The following is a 17,473-nucleotide window of genomic DNA, read 5'->3' as shown; positions in this document are numbered from 1 at the left end:
CTTTATTGGGGCTGGAAGCCGTAAATGCCACCGCCCTGGGTGACGGCAATCAAGGTATTGCCCACAAGCACGGGGGTGGCCGCGATGGCGGTGCCGTCGGTAGGCAGGCGGTTGAGCAGGGAGCCGTCTTCACGCGACAGCAGGTGCACAAAACCCGAGAAGTCGCCGATGGCGATGGAACGACCGACCACCACCGGGGCGGTCAGGTTGCGGTAGCGCAGGCGGTCGGTGGTCCAGGCGCGCTCACCGTCGGTGCGGCGCCAGGCGATCACGTTGCCGTCGGCTTCGGTGCCGAAGACAAAGCGGTCGTCGCCGTCCAGGCCCTGCACGCCGTTGGCGGGCTTGGTCCAGAGCAGGTTGCCGCGCGCGGCGTTGACGCAGCCGACGCTGGCCTGGAAGGCCCGCGCGCACACGACGTCGTCCTGCCGGCTGACGCGCCCGACCAGGTCGACCAGGCGCTCCACGTCATTGATGCCGCGCGGCGTCGCGATCGGGGCTTCCCAGCGGATGCTGCCGCTGGTGGGGTTCAGGCCCGCCAGCCGGCCGGCCAGGCCCACCACCAGGGTGTCGCCGACAGCCAGCATCACGCCGGACTGGCGCAGGATCAGGGGTTCATTGGGGCGCTGCTGGGCCCAGAGCTTGCGCCCGGTCTGCCCGTCGAAGGCCGTGACCGAACGGTCGGCGGCCAGCACAAACACGCGCTCGCCGGCCACAAAGGGCGCGGTGAAGGCCTGGGCGCCCAGCTTCTGGCGCCACAGTTCGCGGCCGCCCTGCAAGGCGACGATTTCATTGGCCGTGGTCACCACGGCCACGACTTTGCCGTCGTTGCCGGCGCCCGCGGCCAGCGGCGTGTTCAGCGCAAGGCGCCACACGTCGCGGCCGGTCTGGGCGTCCAGCAGGGCCACGGTGCCGTCGCCGCTGGCGACCGCCACGCTGTTGCCGGAAACCCCGGTCTGGAGCGGGAAATTGACCTGACCGACACGCGTGGTCCAGGTCTGGCGGGCGGCCACCAGGGCCGTCACGGGCTGGAGTTCAGCGGGCTGGGGCTTGGCAGGGCCGCTGCCGAACATCGAGCATCCGCCCAGGGCAGCCACCAGCAGGATGAGGGCCGGCGTGCGCACGGCCTGGGCCAGGGGCCTGAAAGACGGTTGGATCATTTCTTCACCTCGGGATTCGATGCGGGGGTTGCGGATTTGGCCTGCGCGGCCGGGTCTACGCCCAGTGCGTTGAGCTTGACTTCCACGAGGCGGCGGTACTCGGTGCGCTCGTCAAGGTCTTTGTAGGCCTTCTCGTATTCCGCCCTGGCCTCGGCTTTTTTGCCTTGGGCGGCCAGGATGTCGCCGCGGCGGTCGGCGGCCAGCGCCGTGAACCCCTTGGGGAAAGTGCCAGAAACCTGCTGGAGCGCTTCGTCATAGGCCTTCTTTTCGAGCAGCAGGCCGGCCAGGCGCAGGCGCGCGATGGCCTGGTAGCCTTCGTCGGACGCTTTTTCGGCGACCCAGTTCAGGGCGGCGCGCGAGGAGTCGACGTTGCCTTTGTCGTAATAGGCGCGAGCGGCCAGCAAGCCGGCCTGCTGGGCATAGGCCGTGCCGCTGAAACGCTCTTTCATGTCCGCCAGGGAGCGGTCGATCCGGGTTGCGTCGCCCGACTGCACGGAGCGCTCGACTTCTTCGTACATGACCGCGGCCTGCGCCGCCTGGCTGCGCTGCCAGTACTGGTAGCCGGTCCAGGCCGCAAAGACGCCCAACACGACAATCAGCGCCCAGGTGATCCTGTCACCGTACTGTTTCCAGAAGTGCTTGAGTTCGTCAAGCTGTTCCTGTTCTTCCAAATCGAGGTGTTTTGCCATAAAAGTCTTCTTGTGCTGCCCGGTGACGGCGCGGATTGAGTTGGGGTGATTGTAGAGGCCCGGGGACACGCGCCCGGCGGGCGCGGCCCGGCGGTTCAGCCGCGCAAGGTGTGGGCCCAGGCCGCCACATCGGCCAGCGGCTGGAGCAGCTGGGCCTGCAAGGCCTGGTCTTTTTCGCCGCGCAGGTGTTTCACGGCCACGTTGCCCTGGGCGAGTTCGTCCGCGCCGAAAATCAGCGCATAACGCGCGCCGCTACCGTCGGCCTTCTTGAACTGGGATTTCATGCTGCCCATGCCCTCCCCCGTGCCGCCGTGCATCTGCACCTTGATACCGGCGCCGCGCAGGGCTTCGCAGGCCGCCATGGCGGCGGGCAAGGCCTCGGCCGACGGCAGGATGGCGTAGGCGTCGGGCGCGTTTTCGGGCGGCAGCACGCCGACCGCTTCAAGCAGCAGCAGCATGCGCTCCACACCCATGCCCCAGCCGACCGCCGGCGTCGGCTTGCCGCCGAGCTGCTCGAACAGGCCGTCGTAGCGCCCTCCCCCGCAAACCGTGCCCTGCGAGCCGAGCTTGTCGGTGATCCACTCGAACACGGTGAGGTTGTAGTAGTCCATGCCGCGCACCAGGCGCGGGTTGATGCGGTAGGCCACGCCGGCGGCGTCGAGCACCGCGCGCACGGCGTTCAGGTGCGCGAGCGAGGCTTCGCCGAGGAAGTCCATCAGCTGCGGCGCCGCTTCGACGATGGCCTGCATGGCGGGATTCTTGGTGTCGAGGATGCGCAGCGGGTTGCTGTGCAGCCGGCGCCTGGCGTCCTCGTCCAGCACCTCGGCATGCGCCTCGAAGTGGGCGATCAGCGCGGCGCGGTGCGCCATGCGCTCACCGGGCTGGCCCAGGCTGTTGAGCTCGAGCCGCACGTGCTCCATGGGAATGCCCAGGTCGCGCAGCAGCGCGCGGCACATCAGGATCTGCTCGGCATCCACGTCGGGCCCGGCAAAGCCCAGGGCTTCGACGTCGATCTGGTGGAACTGGCGGTAGCGCCCTTTCTGCGGCCGCTCGTGGCGGAACAGCGTGACCGCGGACCAGACCCGCATGGGCCCGTTGTACAGCGCGTTGTGCTCGACCATCGCGCGCACGATGCCGGCGGTGGCCTCGGGGCGCAGCGTGAGCTTGTCACCGTTCATGGCATCCACGAAGGAGTACATCTCTTTTTCGACGATGTCGGTGACCTCGCCAAGGCCGCGCACGAACAGCGCGGTCGGCTCGACGATGGGCGTGCGCACATTGGCGTAGGCATAACGCGCCATCAGCGCGCGCACCTTGGCCTCGAACCATTCCCAGCGCGCCGATTCGGGCGGCAGGATGTCGTTCATGCCTTTGACGGCGGTGAGCTTTTCCGTTTTCGCCAAAGCGGGCTTCTCCGCCGTCGCGGCAGCTAGTGTTTTTTCAACCATGGATATCAGGCAGTTTCGACGGCGTGCGCGCCAAAACGTTTTTCAATGTAGTTTTCAACGATGACCTGGAACTCCTGCGCGATGTTGTCGCCGCGCAGGGTCAGTTTTTTCTCGCCGTCGATGAACACCGGCGCGGCCGGCGCTTCGCCGGAGCCGGGCAGGCTGATGCCGATGTCGGCATGCTTGCTCTCGCCCGGGCCGTTGACGATGCAGCCCATCACGGCGACCTTGAGCCCTTCGACGCCGGGGTACTGCTTGCGCCAGACGGGCATCTGGGCGCGCAGGAAGTCGTCAATCTGCTTGGCCAGTTCCTGGAAGGTGGTGCTGGTGGTGCGGCCGCATCCCGGGCAGGCCGTCACGCTGGGCACGAAGGTCCGCAGGCCCAGCGCCTGCAGGATTTCGGAGGCGATCACGACTTCCTGGGTACGGGCTTCGCCCGGCTGCGGGGTCAGGGAGACGCGTATGGTGTCGCCCACGCCCTCCTGCAGCAGGATGGCCAGCGCCGTGGCCGAAGCCACCGTGCCTTTGGTGCCCATGCCGGCCTCGGTCAGGCCCAGGTGCAGCGAGTGGTCCGTGCGCCGGGCCAGCTCGCGGTAGACCGAAATCAGGTCCTGCACGCCGCTGACCTTGCAGGACAGGATGATCTGGTTGCGGGCCATGCCCATTTCCTCGGCGCGCTGGGCCGAATCCACCGCGGAGGTGATCAAGGCCTCGTACATCACCTGCCGCGCGTCCCAGGGCACCGCGCGCTTGCTGTTTTCGTCCATCAGGCTGGCCAGCAGTTCCTGGTCCAGGCTGCCCCAGTTCACGCCGATGCGCACGACCTTGTTCCAGCGCATGGCGACTTCGATCATCTGGCCGAACTGGCGGTCGCGCTTGTCGCCCTTGCCGACGTTGCCGGGATTGATGCGGTATTTGGACAAGGCTTCCGCGCAGGCCGGATAGTCGGTGAGCAGGCGGTGGCCGTTGTAGTGGAAATCGCCGATCAGGGGCACGTCGACGCCCATGCGGTCCAGCTGCTCGCGCACATAAGGCACGGCCTGGGCGGCTTCCGGCGTGTTGACCGTGATGCGGACCATCTCGGAGCCCGCCAGCGCGAGTTCCTTGACCTGGATGGCGGTGCCTATGGCATCCACCGTGTCGGTGTTGGTCATGGATTGCACGCGCACCGGCGCGTCGCCGCCCACGGTGACGATGCGCGAACCCCAGGCGACCTGCGCCTGGAGGGAGCGTCGCGCCTTGGGGAAGGCGGACTCGATGGGAAGGCAGGCCTGCAGCACTATTTCACCTCGAAGCGGGCAACGTTGTCCCTGGCGACCGCGGTCAGGTCAAAGGCCTGCCCGCGCACTTGCACCTGGGTGAGGTCGGCCTTGCCGACCACGGCGGCCAGCGGCAACACGCCGGACGCGCCGGCGACCTCACCGGCCGTCAGGGTGCGGCGCAGCACGACCGTGCCCTTGGCATCGGTCACTTCCACCCAGGACTCGCCTTTGGCGCGGAAGGTCACGATGCCCGCAGGCATGGCCTGCGAGGCGGCGGCCACAGGCACCGGAGCGGCGGGGGGTGCGACGGCCGGCGCGGAAGCGGCGACGGCTGCCGGCGGCGTGGGGCTGAGCACCGCCGGAGGCAATGTCGCGATGGACAAGGGAACCGTCGTCGGGGCGGCGGCACTGGCCGCGGCAGGGGGCGCGCTGGCCTGCTCGGCCGGGACGGCGGGCTTGGACATGTCGGTGAGGCCACCAGGGCCGGCAATGGCCACCGGCAGCGGTTTCCCGGCGTCGGCGCCCGGCGGCATGGTGGTGTCGGCGGTTTCGGTCTTGCCGTTGCTGCCGTCGTGCTTGATGGCGGGCAGGAAAATCAGGACCAGGGCGCCGAGCAGCAGGAGCAGCCCCGCCAGCACGGCCGGCCTGGAAACCTGGGTCCAGATCGACGGCCCGGGGCCCTCGCCCGGCGAACGGAACGGGGCGTTGATGCCCGTTCCCTGGTAGGTCAGCTTGGGCGCGCTGGTCTGGGGCAAAAGGCCCAGCACCGGGGCGGCGTCGAGTTTGAGGGTGCGGCACACGCTGGAGGCCAGCGCGCGCACAAAAACGGCATCGGGCAGCAGGTCGAAGCGATCCTGTTCCAGCGCTTCGAGTTTTTTCACGGGAACCTTGAGCGACACCGCCAGCGCGGCAATGTGGATGCCCGCCGCCTCCCGGGCCTGGCGAAGCAGGCCGCCGGCCGTCGCGCCAGGAGCCGGCATGCCGCTGTGGCTGAAACCGGCAGGCGCCGCTTCGCCCTCGGATTGCCCCGCTGGTGTCAGGTCAAGCTCACTCATTGAAAGAGCCCTTTTCATAGGCAGCCGCTTCGCGGGACTGCGCAAACCGCTTTTTCAGCTGTTCGCCCAGCTGCAGCACCGACTCCCGGTTGTTCAGCTTGCGCTCGGTCTTGATACCCAGCCACAGGCTTTCGGCGTTGGCCAGGTCGCTGTTGTTGATGCGGCGGATGTAGAACTGGGCGCGTGTCAGTTCACCGCGCTCATACAGAAGATGGGCCAGGTTGTAGCCGGTCACGGGATTGCCCGCATCCAGCTCGTAGGACTGCATGAGGCTTTGCTCGGCCTCGGCGCGCTGTCCGGCACGCATCTGGCAGACCCCCTGCGTCATCAGCGTCTTGGCCCTGCCGCCATAGGTGGGATTGGACATCGCCTGGCCGAAAAAGCGCATCGCGTCGGTGTAGCGCGCCTGCTGGCACATCAGCCAGCCGTAGTTGTGCGCCACGTCCGCGTCGCGCGGGTTCAGCGCCAGCGCGCGGCGAAAGCTGTCTTCGGCCATCGGGATGTCGTTGAGGCGCATGTACACGAGGCCGCGCAGGTTGTAGGCATCGCCGAAGCTCGGGTCGGCCAGCAGCGACTGTTTGATTTCATCGAGCGCCACATTGGTTTGGCCCTGCTCGAAGTAGCCCGAGGCCAGTTCAAGCCGCAGCCGCGCGCGCCGGCGCCCGTCGGGCTCGTCCGATTCGGTGACGATGTCGCTGCGGCCTCCGGTGGCCCCGGCAGCGCCGTGAGCACCCGGCTGGCCGGCGCATCCCGCCAGCATCACGACAAGCCAGCACACCGGCAACCAGATCACATTGGAGAGAAACCTCATACACCCATCCCCTTGGCCACAACGACTTTAATTCCCCCGAGCATACCTTGCCGCTGGGCGGCCATGCGCTGGTCCACACCCGTGCGGTCCTGCACATCGCCCGCGAGCTGCCCGCAGGCCGCGTCGATATCGTCCCCGCGGGTTTTGCGCACGGTGGTCACGATGCCCGCATCCATCAGGATTTTCGCAAATGCGCTGACTTGCGGCATATCGGAACGCTTCAGGCCCGAGGCCGGAAACGGGTTGAAGGGAATCAGGTTGAATTTGCAGGACAGGCCGCGCGCCGCGTGGGCCTGGACCAACGACACCAGCTGGCGCGCATGCGCGGGCTGGTCGTTCACGCCGTCCAGCATGCAGTACTCGAAAGTGATGAAATCGCGGGGCGCCGAAGCCTGGTAGCGGGTGCAGGCCTCCAGCAATTCCGCGATGGGGTATTTTTTGTTCAGCGGCACGAGGTTGTCGCGCAGCGCGTCTTCGGGCGCATGCAGCGAGACGGCCAGGGCCACCGGGCAATCGCCGGCCAGGCGGTCAATCATGGGCACCACGCCCGAGGTGGACACCGTCACGCGGCGCCGCGACAGGCCGTAGCCGTGGTCGTCCAGCATGACCTTGAGCGCGGGAAGCAGCTGCGAGTAGTTCTGCAGGGGCTCGCCCATGCCCATCATGACGACGTTGGAGATCACCCGCTCCTCGCGGCCCAGGTGCTGGCGCAGGAAGTGTTCGGCAAACCACAGCTGGGAGATGATCTCCCCGGTGGTCAGGTTGCGGCTGAAGCCCTGGTGGCCTGTCGAGCAGAAACGGCAGCCGACGGCGCAGCCGGCCTGCGAGGAAATGCACAGGGTTCCGCGGTCGGTTTCGGGAATGAAAACGGTTTCAATGACATCGCCGGCGCCGACGTCGAACAGCCATTTGATGGTGCCGTCGGCGGAATCGTGGCGGGAGACCACTTTGGGTCCCTGGATGTGGGCCGAGCCGGTGAGCTTTTCGCGCAGGGACTTCGCGAGGTCCGTCATCTGCGTGAAATCGGTCGCTCCCCTCTGGTGGATCCAGCGAAAGAGCTGCGTGGCGCGAAAGCGCTTTTCACCGAGCCGCTCGCAGAAGGCGGCCAAACCATCCAGATCAAAATCAAGAAGGTTGGCCGTCATCGCAGCAGGCAGCCGGCTGAACCGCCCCAAGCAAGCGACGGCCCTGGAAAGGGGTAGCAAGGCATGGGGTCGGACATGGTTTAACGCGAGTAAACGTTCATGCCGGGGAAAAAGAAGGCGATTTCCACCTTGGCGGTTTCCGCGGCGTCGGAACCGTGCACGGCATTGGCGTCAATGCTGTCGGCGAAGTCGGCGCGAATGGTGCCGGCGGCGGCCTTCTTCGGGTCGGTGGCGCCCATCAGGTCGCGGTTCTTCAGGATGGCGCCTTCGCCTTCCAGCGCCTGGATCATCACCGGGCCGGAAATCATGAAGGAAACCAGGTCCTTGAAGAAAGGACGTTCTTTGTGCACGGCGTAGAAAGCCTCGGCCTCGCCTTGCGACAGGTGGGCCATGCGGGCGGCCACGACCTTCAGGCCGGCGGCTTCAAAACGCGCGTAGATCTGGCCGATCACGTTTTTTGCCACTGCGTCGGGTTTGATGATGGAGAGAGTGCGTTCGATTGCCATGAGAGTTCCTTAACTGGGATTTTTTGGATTTTTAAATTATTCAAAAATTGAATAAAGCCCATGATTTTAACCTGCGGGCTTTGCGCTTCAGATCAACCCTGTGCTCCGGAGTGCTTCTGTGGGATGCTCAGCGGTTTCCGCCACGGTTTCCACCGCCGCGATTGCCGCCTCCGCGGTTTCCACCGCCACCGCCCCCACCGCCGCCGCCACGGCGCTGGCCGCCGGCATTGTTACCACCGCCCATGCCCGAGCCGCCGCCGCGGCGCTGCTGCCCCTGGCCTTGGCCCTGGCGTTGCCGCGTGAAAGTGTCCGCGCCGATGTAGCCAAACGAGGTTTTCATGGGATCGGGTTGGGCGCCGCCGGGAAGCTTGTCGCCGCGATCACCACGGTCGCCGCGGTCATCACGCCGTTTTTGCCCCTGCATGCCGTTGCCCGGTGGCGGCCCGCTGCGGGGACCGGGGCCGGCGTTGCCGCCCTGCCCCCGGCTTTTTCCGCCGCGGCGCCGGTTGCCCCGCGGCGCGGAATCGTTGCGCGGAAGCGGCGGCTGCGAATCATCGGGCTCCTGCTCGGCGCCGTCTTGCGGCGCGGCATGGGAGGCGTCCATGTCGGCCGGCGGTGCCGCAAAGCGGTCACGCCCACCGCGCGGCCGCTCGTTCCTGCGCGGTCCACGCCCCTGGCGCGCCTCGCCGCCCTCGCCGCCGGGCGCGCCCGCTTGCGGGCCTCCAGCGGCGGCGCGCGGGTCGGCGCGGGATTCGGAACGCGTCAGCGCACTGGTCAAGGCCCAGATATCACGCTCGTCCAGTTCGACAAACGCACCGCGCTTGAGGCCGCGCGGCAGCACCATGGCGCCGTAGCGGATGCGGATCAGGCGGCTGACGGCGTGGCCGACGGCCTCGAACATGCGCCGCACTTCGCGGTTGCGCCCCTCGGAGATGGTGACGCGGTACCAGCAATTAGCCCCCTCGCCGCCGCCGGCTTCGATGGAGCTGAACTGGGCAACGCCGTCATCCAGGGTCACGCCTTCGAGCAGGCGTTTTTTCTCTTCATTGTTCAGGGCGCCCAGCACGCGGACCGCGTATTCGCGCTCCAGGCCGAAGCGCGGGTGCATCAGCTTGTTGGCCAGTTCGCCGGAACTGGTCAGCAGCAGCAGACCTTCGGTGTTCAGGTCCAGGCGGCCCACCGACTGCCATTTACCCTGGAACAGCTTGGGCAGGCGCCGGAAAACCGTCGGGCGGTTCTGCGGGTCGTCGTGCGTGACGACTTCGCCCGTGGGCTTGTGATAGGCGATCACGCGCGGCGGCGGCGGATCTATGCGCACCCGGATCGGCTTGCCGTTGACCTTGACCGTGTCGCCGAACTGGATGCGCTGCCCGATGTGGGCCGGCTCGGCATTGACGGAAATCCGCCCTTCCAGGATCAGCTGCTCCATCTCCAGGCGCGAGCCCAGGCCGGCCTGGGCCAGCACCTTGTGCAGTTTGGGGGTCTCGGGCTGCGGCGACAGCACGCGCTTGGGCGGCGCGAGGGCAACATCCTCTTCGTCAGCGTCAAACTGCCCCGTCACCACGTCTTCAAACCGTATCGCCCCGACGGCGGGAGCGGCGTTGCGCCCCTTGGCGGGCCGCGGCGGCCGCACGGCGTCGGCTTGCGCCGGTGTGATCACCTCCGGGGCATCCTGCACAAGCGGCTCTTGGGACAGCGTCTTGGTCTGGTCTTCACCAGCGGGCACGTCCACGGGTTCGGAGGCGGGGGGATCTTGTTGGGTCATTTTTTACATTCGTGCGGGGAAATCGCCTTCGTCCTGCCCGGAAGGTTCGGCGTCGCCGTCCTCGGTGGACGGCGAAAGCGGGGCCTCGGCGAGTGCCTCAGCGGGTTCGGGCGTGTCAGCCGCTTCAGCGGTGCCGGCCGATTCGGGGGAATTGGGGGAATCCTCCGATTCAGGATGTTCGCCCACGTCGACGAACTCTTCAGCGGGAGCGGCGTCCTGCGCGGCAAGTTCCAGCCCTTGCAGCTGCGGCGGGCCGTCCGCCAGCCCGGCCATGCCGAATTCGATCTGCTCGAGCATCGCGACCGGCGTGGAGGTGTTGCTGTCCATGACGGGCAGTTGGTCCAGCGACTCGACGCCCAGGTCGTCGAGGAATTGCCGGGTGGTCGCGTACAGCGCGGGCCGCCCCACGGTCTCCCGGTGGCCTATGACCTCCACCCAGCCGCGGTCTTCGAGCTGCTTGAGGATCATGCTGTTGATCGTCACGCCGCGGATGTCTTCCATGTCGCCGCGCGTCACGGGCTGGCGGTAGGCGATGATGGCCAGCGTTTCCAGCGTCGCGCGGCTGTAGCGCGGCGGTTTTTCAGGATGCAGCCGGTCCAGGTATTCGCGCATCTGGGGCCGGCTTTGAAAACGCCAGCCGGTCGCAACGTGCACGAGTTCGACGCCGCGGCCCGACCAGTCGTTCTGCAACTCTTCAAGCACCAGCTTGAGGCTGTCGGCTGTCAGTACCCCGTTGAACAGGACACCCATTTCACGCAATGGCAGCGGTTGCTGCGCGCAAATAAGTGCTGTTTCGAGGACGCGCTTTGCATCCGTCGTATTCATGATTGTGGTCGTTCCGAAAAAGGGCGGAAAAAAAGGCCGGGAAAACGTGGGTTCGGCGCTAGTTCGCGCATGCATCCATGCGCAATCTCCCGTCAGGAGCCATGGTGCAGGTAGCTGGAAACTACTGAATTTGATTGTATATCAGCCCCAAACCGGCCACGGCCGCCTGGAGGTCGCCGGGAAGCCCGGACTTGAACTCCATGGCCGCGCCGGTCACCGGGTGCTCGAAGGCCAGGCGGCAGGCATGAAGGCCCTGCCGGCCCAGCCCCGCCGCGGGAGCTCCGCCATAAACCTCGTCGGACACCAGCGGATGGCCGAGAAACGCCATGTGCACGCGGATCTGGTGGGTGCGCCCGGTGTGCAGCTTGCACTTGACCAGGCAGTGCTTGCCGGCGGTTTGCAGCAGCGAGACCACCGTGGAGGCGGTCTTGCCGGCGTTTTTCTCCAGGTCCACCACCGCCATGCGCAGCCGGTTGCGCGGGTCGCGGCCTATGGGGGCGTCGACCTGGCGGGTCTTTGCGCCCTGCCAGGCGCCGTGGGCCAGGGCCACATACTCCCGGCTCACGTCGCGGGCGGCGATCAGGCCGACCAGTTGGTCCATCACGGTGCGCTGGCGGGCGACCACCATCAGGCCGCTGGTGTCCTTGTCGAGGCGGTGGACGATGCCGGCGCGCGGCAGGAACACTGCCTGCGGGTCGTGCGCCAGCAGGCCGTTGAGCAGGGTTCCGCTCCAGTTGCCGGGCGCCGGGTGCACCACCAGCCCGGCGGGCTTGTTGATCACCATCAGGTAGGCGTCTTCAAACACGATGTCCAGCGCCATGGCCTCGGGCTTGAAGGCCTGGCTTTGCGGCGTGGGGCGCAGTTCGATCAGGAGCTCATCCCCGGCCTTGACTTTGGCCGAGGCCTTGGTCGCCGGAACACCGCCCAGTTTGACCACGCCGGCTTCAATGAGTTGCTGGAGATAAGTGCGCGAGAACTCGGGCACAATGGCAGCCAAAGCGCGGTCAAGCCGGCTGCCGTGACTCTCCGCGGGAACCATCACCTGCCGCAATTCCATCTCGGCTGTGGTATCCCCCTCCTCCTGGGCTTCATCCGGGACGTTTTCGGGCGCAGCAGCGGCCGATATAATTAATTTGCTTTGTTCTGAATCAGTCATCAAGAAGGTCGATTGCAATGTTTTCCACCAAATTATCGGTTGTTCCCAATGCAATGCCGCTTTTTGCAGCCGTTTGCGCACTGTCCTTCGTAATCGCCGGTTGCTCCAGCACACCCGCCCCCGACAAGACGGCCACCTGGAGCCCCAACAAGATCTACGCCGAAGCCAAGGACGAAGCGAATTCGGGGGCCTACGAGAAGGCCATTCCCCTGTACGAAAAACTCGAAGGCCGCGCGGCGGGCACGCCGCTGGCCCAGCAGGCCCAGCTCGAAAAAGCCTACGCCCAGTACAAAGGCGGTGAACAACCCCAGGCCATCGCGACGCTGGACCGGTTCATGAAACTGCACCCGGCCAGCCCCGCCCTCGACTATGCGCTCTACCTCAAAGGCCTGGTGAACTTCAACGACAACCTGGGCATTTTTGGTTTCATTTCACGCCAGGACCTGTCCGAACGCGACCAGAAGGCCGCCAAGGAATCGTTTGAATCATTCCGGGAACTGGTGACCCGTTTCCCCGAGTCGAAGTACACCCCGGACGCCCGCCTGCGCATGAGCTACATCGTGAACTCGCTGGCGCAGTCCGAAGTGCACGTGGCACGCTACTACTACTCCCGCGGCGCCTATGTGGCCGCCATCAACCGCGCGCAGAGCGCGATCTCCGACTACCGCGACGTGCCCGCGCTCGAAGAAGCCATCTACATCCTGTACAAGTCCTACGATGCCCTGGGCATGGCCGAACTGCGCGACGACACCCGCCGCATCATGGAGAAAAACTACCCCCAGAGCCACTTCATCACCAAGGGCTTCAAGTCTGTAGACAATCCCTGGTACAAGTTCTGGTAAGGGCGTCCAGCCTGTCCGCCAGTTCCTGCTCTGACGCCAGGCGGCGCATGGGCGGCAGCGCCCTCAGCAGGCGCTTGCCGTAACCCATGGAGGCCAGGCGGCTGTCACAGACCACCAGCACGCCTTCGTCGCTCTCACGGCGTATCAGCCGGCCGGCGCCCTGCTTGAGCGCGACGGCCGCCTCGGGCAGAAAATAATCGTTGAACGCGCTGCGTCCCTGTGACTCCAGCAGTTTGGAGCGGGCTTCGGCCAGCGGGTCGTTCGGCGGCGGGAACGGCAGCTTGTCGATGATGACCAGTTGCAGCGCATCGCCGGGCACGTCAATGCCCTCCCAGAACGAGGCCGACGCCACCAGCACGCAACCTTTGCCGCCGTTGGCGTTGCCCTCGCGGAAGCGCTCGATCAGCACGCGCTTGGGCATGGCGCCCTGCACCAGTACCTCCATGTCGGAAGATTCCTGAAAAGCTTCCCTGAGCGCATCGCCGATGGTGCGCAAGGCCCGTAGCGTGGTGGTCAGCACCATGGTGCGGCCGCCCAGGCGACGCGACCACCTGGCGGCGGATTCGGCCACCTTCACCGTGTGGGCGGGGTCGCCCGGTTTGGGAAAGGCCGGCGGCACATAGAGCGCCGCCTGGCGTTCATAGTCAAAAGGGCTGCCCACCCGCAAGACCTCGGCGTCCTCCAGCCCGCAGGGCTGGGTGAACCAGCTGAGCTTGTCGTCGTCGCCCAGCGTGGCCGAGGTGAAGACCCAGGTCTTGTCGGCGCCGGTCCCGCCGCCCAGCACCTTGCTCTTGACGGCCTTGGAAATATCCAGCGGCGATTCCACCAGCCGCAGCTGGGTGCCCACGTCGGCCCAGCGCACGCAGCCCGGTTCGCAGGCATGGACGAAGCGCCGGGCGCGTTCAGCCAGCTCGGCGGCACGTTCATGCAAACGGACAAAATCGGGGGCGATCTCGCTGACGGTATCGAGGGCGGCACAGACCTGCTCGCAGGAAGCATGAACGGCTTGCAGCGCGCCGTTCCACTCGTCCGCGTCCAGGCCTTCGGGGCATTCATCCACCCACCTGAGCTTGGTTCCGGGGTATTGCTTGCCGGCGCACAGGCGCAGTTCGCGCGCGGCATGCTCGACGGCGGACACCACCTGTTGCCAGTCGACCAGGCCGCGGGCCAGCTGCAGGCCGGTGGCCAGCATGTCCCTCGCGAAATCCAGCAACTGGCCGGTGGTCAGGTTGGTGCCCAGGAACTGCACACCGGTTTCGTTGAGCTGGTGCGCTTCATCGAAGATCGCGATGCGCACCGACGGCAGCAGCTCGGCCACACCGGACTCTCGCACCGCCAGGTCGGCAAAAAACAGGTGGTGGTTGATCACCACCACGTCGGCCGCCATGGCCTCCCTGCGGGCCAGGTTCACATGGCAGGCGCGAAAGCGCGGGCATGGGGCGCCCAGGCAGTTTTCGCGCGTGGAAGTCACCAGCGGGATCATGGGAGAGCGTTCGTCCAGGCCCGGCAGTTCGGCCAGGTCGCCGGTGCGCGTCACCTTGGACCACTCCTCGATCCTGGCCAGGGCGCGCACCGAAACGCCATCAGGCAAATAGGCTTCCTGGCGGGCCATCTCCATGCGGTGCAGGCAGAGGTAGCTGGCCCGTCCCTTGAGCAATGCCGTGCTCACGGGAAGCCCCAGTGCTTCGACCAGGCGCGGCAGGTCGCGGCCGAAGAGCTGGTCCTGCAAAGCCTTGGTCGCGGTCGACAGCAGCACACGTTCGCCGCTTAACAGGGCCGGAACCAGGTAGGAAAAAGTCTTACCGACGCCGGTGCTGGCCTCGACCACCAGGGGATATGCGCCTTCGATGGCGCGTGCCACGGCCAGGGCCATCTCGGTCTGCCCGCTCCGCGGCGTGAAATGCTCGGCCGCCCGCGACAGCACGCCGCCGGGGGCAAAAGCCTCTTCGACTTCAAGCGCAAGCGTCATCAGGCGGGCTCGGGGGGATCCAGCGACAGCTCGAGTTGAGCGATCTGGTCACGCAGGTGCAGGCGCCGCTTTTTGAGGCGCCTGAGCAGCAGTTCGTCGATGGGCATGGTGTGCGCTGCAATGTCCACCAGGGCATTGAGGTCCGCGTGCTCCATTTTCAGTTCGATCAGCTGCCGTTCCGGGGAATGTAAATTTAAGTCCAAGGTTTTTTATCCGTACGCGCTGCTTCGCTTGATAATACGTCGATTGCGACCACAAATCGAGCCTCGCGCCCGAACGACCACACAATGTCCAAAGGTTATCGAATCACCGCCTCCACCGGTATCCACAAAGGAGATCGGGACTACCAGCAAGATCAGGTCAACCTGTTCAGCCACTCGCGGATTCCCGGCTGCATGCTGGGCATCGTGGCCGACGGCATGGGAGGACGCAGCGGCGGGCGCAAGGCCTCCGACCAGGTCATGCTGACCGCCAAGCAACTCTTTGACCGCTATGCCCCCGAGACCGATGACGCTCCCGCGATGCTCAAGCAGATCGTCGAAGAGGCGCACATCGTGATCAAGCTCACCGCGATCTCGGCCGAACAGGAACCGCACAGCACGCTGGCGGCTTTCCTGATCAACCCGGGCGGCGACTGCCACTGGGTGCATACCGGCGATTCCCGCATCTACCACTACCAGGGCAGCAAACTGGTGCACCGGACGGTCGACCATTCCTACGTGCAGACGCTGGTCGACAAGGGCGAGATCACCGAGGACGAAGCCAATGTCCACCCCCAGTCCAACATCCTGATGGGCTGCCTGGGCACCGAAGAAGCGCCGCCCATCACGCACCACTTTATCCCCCAGCTGCGCCCGGAAGACGTGCTGCTGGCCTGCAGCGACGGCGTGTGGCACTACTTCAGCGCCAGCGAAATGGGCTCCGCCCTGTCCATGCTGTCTCCGCGCGAGGCCACTGAGTTCCTGATCCAGAAAGCACGCTCCCGCGCACGGGGCGGCGGCGACAACCTCTCGCTGGTGATCGTCAAGCTCGAGCCACTGGCCGCTGAGCCCCCTGCCCGCCTAGTTGGGTAAAGGCAGGGACTTGGCCGGCGGCTTGGTCTGCTTCAGGCGCTCGCTTTCGTGCTGGGCCTTGCGCTCCTGCGCTTCCTTCTGGCGGTCACTCAATTTCTTGGCTTCGGCAGCCGCCGTGGCTTGCTTGTCAGCCTTGCCCTGGGATTTATCCTGGCTTCCCTTTAACCGGGCGGCGCTGGCATCGCTGTTGCCCTGCTCGCCGGCTTTGGCGGCAGCGCGGTCCTCGTTCTTCTTCTTTTCCCGCTCCAGGCGCGACTGGTAATCCGCCGCGGCTTTGGCCCGCTGGTCCGCGGCTTCCTGCTGCTTCTCGGGTGACGATTTTTCTTCGGTCTTGCGGACTTGTTCAGCACCCCGGATGCGGCGCTCTTCATCGTTGAGCAGGATTTCCTGCCTGCGCAGGTCGCCCATCACCTCGCGCCGCCGCTCGTTGACCTTGCCGAGGCAGCTGTTGACGGCGAATTTTTTATAGCACTCGGCATCCTCGGCCAGGAAACCCGCTTCGAACCGCGCGCGGTCCTCGTTGATTCTGGCGCGGTCGGCATCGATGCTGCGCGGCACGTCGGCGGGGGCGGCCGGCTGCGGCGCCGCGGGTTGCGCGCTCGCAAGCACGCCCAATGTGGCGATAAAGCATGCGACGGCGAATTTTTTCATGTGAGGCTCGTATCCACGTTGCGGCGATCTAGCGCCAGGAATTCCTTCGACTGCATTTCGTTGAGCCGGGAGACGGTGCGGGGAAACTCGTGCACCAGCGGCCCCTCGGTGTACAACGCCTCCGGGGCGACTTCTGCCGACATGATGAGCTTGACCCGCCTGTCATACAACACATCCACCAGCCAGGTAAAGCGCCTCGCCTCAGAGGCCATCCGTAACGGCATGTAAGGCACGTCACTTAACAGCACGGTATGGAACTGGGTCGCGATCTCTAAATAGTCGTTTTGCGAGCGCGGGCCGCCGCACAGCGTCTTGAAGTCGAACCACACCACCCCGCCCGCCTTGCGCCTGGCCTGGATCTGCCGGGACTCGATCTGCAAGACCGGGTTTTCATCCTGGGACTCCGCCAGCGCGTTGAAAGTTTCCGTCATTTCGGCATCGGCCTGGGGGCCCAGCGGCGTGTGATAGAGCCTGGCCTGCTCCAGGGTGCGCCTGCGGTAGTCGGTGCCGTTGTCGACGCTGAGGACTTCCAGGTTGGCCTTGAGCAGTTCGATGGCCGGCAGCACGCGGTCACGGTGCATGCCGTTGGGATAGAGCTCGTCGGGGTGAAAGTTGGAGGTGGTGACAAAACCGACGCCGTTCTCGAACAGGGCCGAGAGCAGGCGATGAAGAATCATGGCGTCGGTAATGTCGGCCACGTGAAACTCATCAAAGCAGATCAGGCGATAGCGCTTGGCCATGCGTCGGCCCAGTTCATCCAGCGGGTTCGCCGTGCCCTGCAGGTCCTGCAGTTCACGGTGCACCTCGCGCATGAACTCGTGAAAATGCAGCCGGACCTTCCGGCGCAGCGGAACGGCGCCGAAAAAACAATCCATCAAAAAGCTTTTGCCGCGCCCCACGCCGCCGTACATGTACACGCCGCGCGGAATGTCGGGCCGGTTGATCAGCTTCTTGAACGCGTTGGAGCGCTGCTCCTTGAACTCGCCCCATTCAGCGGCGCAGCGCTCCAGCGCCTCGACGGCGCGCAGCTGCGCGGGGTCGCTTTGATAACCCCGCGCCGCCAGTTCAGCGTCGTACGCTGCGCGTACCGGTTGAGTCACCGATTCAGTACCTGCTTTG

Annotated in this window: 17 protein-coding genes; 2 read left to right on the top strand and 15 right to left on the bottom strand. The window is 65.9% G+C overall.

The annotated features are described in order from the left end of the window. Positions 1-2 precede the first annotated feature (2 nt). The 11 genes from bamB to ACSQ27_RS05010 form a co-directional block, all read right to left on the bottom strand. Positions 3-1,157 (bottom strand): outer membrane protein assembly factor BamB, encoded by a 1,155-nt coding sequence (gene bamB, locus ACSQ27_RS05060; RefSeq protein ID WP_436154372.1) that lies wholly within the window; start codon positions 1,155-1,157, stop codon positions 3-5. Continuing rightward, positions 1,154-1,846, bottom strand: coding sequence for a YfgM family protein (locus tag ACSQ27_RS05055; RefSeq protein ID WP_436154371.1), 693 nt, complete (start codon positions 1,844-1,846; stop codon positions 1,154-1,156). Before ACSQ27_RS05055 ends, bamB begins: the two co-directional genes overlap by 4 nt. Before the next feature lie 95 nt (positions 1,847-1,941). Further along, positions 1,942-3,294 carry a histidine--tRNA ligase gene (gene hisS / locus ACSQ27_RS05050; protein ID WP_436154370.1) on the bottom strand — a complete coding sequence of 451 codons (1,353 nt, stop codon included), beginning with the start codon at positions 3,292-3,294 and terminating at the stop codon, positions 1,942-1,944. A 5-nt stretch (positions 3,295-3,299) separates the two neighbouring features. Further along, the gene (gene ispG / locus ACSQ27_RS05045) at positions 3,300-4,571 is read right to left on the bottom strand and encodes a flavodoxin-dependent (E)-4-hydroxy-3-methylbut-2-enyl-diphosphate synthase (RefSeq protein WP_436155400.1); all 1,272 of its coding nucleotides are present in this window, start codon (positions 4,569-4,571) and stop codon (positions 3,300-3,302) included. A 2-nt stretch (positions 4,572-4,573) separates the two neighbouring features. Continuing rightward, positions 4,574-5,611, bottom strand: coding sequence for a helix-turn-helix domain-containing protein (locus ACSQ27_RS05040; protein WP_436154369.1), 1,038 nt, complete (start codon positions 5,609-5,611; stop codon positions 4,574-4,576). Then, positions 5,604-6,422: a type IV pilus biogenesis/stability protein PilW gene (pilW, locus tag ACSQ27_RS05035; RefSeq protein WP_436154368.1), complete on the bottom strand. Its 819-nt coding sequence runs from the start codon at positions 6,420-6,422 to the stop codon at positions 5,604-5,606. The genes ACSQ27_RS05040 and pilW overlap by 8 nt, the downstream gene beginning before the upstream one ends. Continuing rightward, positions 6,419-7,567 carry a 23S rRNA (adenine(2503)-C(2))-methyltransferase RlmN gene (gene rlmN / locus ACSQ27_RS05030; RefSeq protein ID WP_436154367.1) on the bottom strand — a complete coding sequence of 383 codons (1,149 nt, stop codon included), beginning with the start codon at positions 7,565-7,567 and terminating at the stop codon, positions 6,419-6,421. The genes pilW and rlmN overlap by 4 nt, the downstream gene beginning before the upstream one ends. An 80-nt stretch (positions 7,568-7,647) precedes the next feature. Then, positions 7,648-8,073, bottom strand: a complete 426-nt coding sequence (gene ndk / locus ACSQ27_RS05025; protein WP_122956648.1) for a nucleoside-diphosphate kinase — start codon at positions 8,071-8,073, stop codon at positions 7,648-7,650. A 127-nt stretch (positions 8,074-8,200) separates the two neighbouring features. Continuing rightward, positions 8,201-9,838: a pseudouridine synthase gene (locus tag ACSQ27_RS05020; protein ID WP_436154366.1), complete on the bottom strand. Its 1,638-nt coding sequence runs from the start codon at positions 9,836-9,838 to the stop codon at positions 8,201-8,203. Positions 9,839-9,841: 3 nt separating this feature from the next. Then, a complete protein-coding gene (gene scpB, locus ACSQ27_RS05015) occupies positions 9,842-10,663 on the bottom strand; it encodes an SMC-Scp complex subunit ScpB (RefSeq protein ID WP_436154365.1) in 822 nt (273 codons plus the stop codon). A gap of 121 nt (positions 10,664-10,784) precedes the next feature. Further along, positions 10,785-11,819 carry an RluA family pseudouridine synthase gene (locus ACSQ27_RS05010; protein WP_436154364.1) on the bottom strand — a complete coding sequence of 345 codons (1,035 nt, stop codon included), beginning with the start codon at positions 11,817-11,819 and terminating at the stop codon, positions 10,785-10,787. A 17-nt stretch (positions 11,820-11,836) separates the two neighbouring features. Here ACSQ27_RS05010 and ACSQ27_RS05005 point away from each other — a divergent pair, with 17 nt between their 5' ends. Further along, entirely contained in the window at positions 11,837-12,661 is an 825-nt protein-coding gene (locus tag ACSQ27_RS05005) for an outer membrane protein assembly factor BamD (RefSeq protein WP_436154363.1), read from the top strand. On the opposite strand, the gene ACSQ27_RS05000 is transcribed toward ACSQ27_RS05005, so the two are convergent. Further along, complete coding sequence (locus ACSQ27_RS05000) at positions 12,624-14,630, bottom strand: ATP-dependent DNA helicase (protein ID WP_436154362.1); 2,007 nt, start codon at positions 14,628-14,630, stop codon at positions 12,624-12,626. The genes ACSQ27_RS05005 and ACSQ27_RS05000 overlap by 38 nt on opposite strands. Continuing rightward, complete coding sequence (locus tag ACSQ27_RS04995; RefSeq protein ID WP_436154361.1) at positions 14,630-14,833, bottom strand: DUF465 domain-containing protein; 204 nt, start codon at positions 14,831-14,833, stop codon at positions 14,630-14,632. Before ACSQ27_RS04995 ends, ACSQ27_RS05000 begins: the two co-directional genes overlap by 1 nt. Before the next feature lie 84 nt (positions 14,834-14,917). Between ACSQ27_RS04995 and ACSQ27_RS04990 the strand changes: the two genes are divergently transcribed. Beyond that, positions 14,918-15,703, top strand: coding sequence for a PP2C family protein-serine/threonine phosphatase (locus ACSQ27_RS04990; RefSeq protein WP_436154360.1), 786 nt, complete (start codon positions 14,918-14,920; stop codon positions 15,701-15,703). Here ACSQ27_RS04990 and ACSQ27_RS04985 read toward each other — a convergent pair. Next, complete coding sequence (locus ACSQ27_RS04985; RefSeq protein ID WP_436154359.1) at positions 15,692-16,354, bottom strand: hypothetical protein; 663 nt, start codon at positions 16,352-16,354, stop codon at positions 15,692-15,694. The genes ACSQ27_RS04990 and ACSQ27_RS04985 overlap by 12 nt on opposite strands. Continuing rightward, positions 16,351-17,454 (bottom strand): cell division protein ZapE, encoded by a 1,104-nt coding sequence (gene zapE / locus ACSQ27_RS04980; RefSeq protein ID WP_436154358.1) that lies wholly within the window; start codon positions 17,452-17,454, stop codon positions 16,351-16,353. Before zapE ends, ACSQ27_RS04985 begins: the two co-directional genes overlap by 4 nt. Between the last annotated feature and the right edge of the window lie 19 nt (positions 17,455-17,473).

This window comes from Polaromonas sp. LjRoot131 (assembly GCF_964252805.1).
Taxonomy (GTDB): domain Bacteria; phylum Pseudomonadota; class Gammaproteobacteria; order Burkholderiales; family Burkholderiaceae_C; genus Polaromonas.
The sequence above is the reverse complement of the archived record's forward strand: the minus strand, read 5'-3'. Positions and strand labels throughout refer to the sequence as shown.

Bases quoted from the DNA above. Each gene is read 5' to 3' on its own strand.
- bamB (WP_436154372.1), bottom strand. From the start codon at position 1,157: ATGATCCAACCGTCTTTCAGGCCCCTGGCCCAGGCCGTGCGCACGCCG.
- ACSQ27_RS05055 (WP_436154371.1), bottom strand. From the start codon at position 1,846: ATGGCAAAACACCTCGATTTGGAAGAACAGGAACAGCTTGACGAACTC.
- hisS (WP_436154370.1), bottom strand. From the start codon at position 3,294: ATGGTTGAAAAAACACTAGCTGCCGCGACGGCGGAGAAGCCCGCTTTG.
- ACSQ27_RS05040 (WP_436154369.1), bottom strand. From the start codon at position 5,611: ATGAGTGAGCTTGACCTGACACCAGCGGGGCAATCCGAGGGCGAAGCG.
- pilW (WP_436154368.1), bottom strand. From the start codon at position 6,422: ATGAGGTTTCTCTCCAATGTGATCTGGTTGCCGGTGTGCTGGCTTGTC.
- rlmN (WP_436154367.1), bottom strand. From the start codon at position 7,567: ATGACGGCCAACCTTCTTGATTTTGATCTGGATGGTTTGGCCGCCTTC.
- ndk (WP_122956648.1), bottom strand. From the start codon at position 8,073: ATGGCAATCGAACGCACTCTCTCCATCATCAAACCCGACGCAGTGGCA.
- ACSQ27_RS05020 (WP_436154366.1), bottom strand. From the start codon at position 9,838: ATGACCCAACAAGATCCCCCCGCCTCCGAACCCGTGGACGTGCCCGCT.
- scpB (WP_436154365.1), bottom strand. From the start codon at position 10,663: ATGAATACGACGGATGCAAAGCGCGTCCTCGAAACAGCACTTATTTGC.
- ACSQ27_RS05010 (WP_436154364.1), bottom strand. From the start codon at position 11,819: ATGACTGATTCAGAACAAAGCAAATTAATTATATCGGCCGCTGCTGCG.
- ACSQ27_RS05005 (WP_436154363.1), top strand. From the start codon at position 11,837: ATGTTTTCCACCAAATTATCGGTTGTTCCCAATGCAATGCCGCTTTTT.
- ACSQ27_RS05000 (WP_436154362.1), bottom strand. From the start codon at position 14,630: ATGACGCTTGCGCTTGAAGTCGAAGAGGCTTTTGCCCCCGGCGGCGTG.
- ACSQ27_RS04990 (WP_436154360.1), top strand. From the start codon at position 14,918: ATGTCCAAAGGTTATCGAATCACCGCCTCCACCGGTATCCACAAAGGA.
- ACSQ27_RS04985 (WP_436154359.1), bottom strand. From the start codon at position 16,354: ATGAAAAAATTCGCCGTCGCATGCTTTATCGCCACATTGGGCGTGCTT.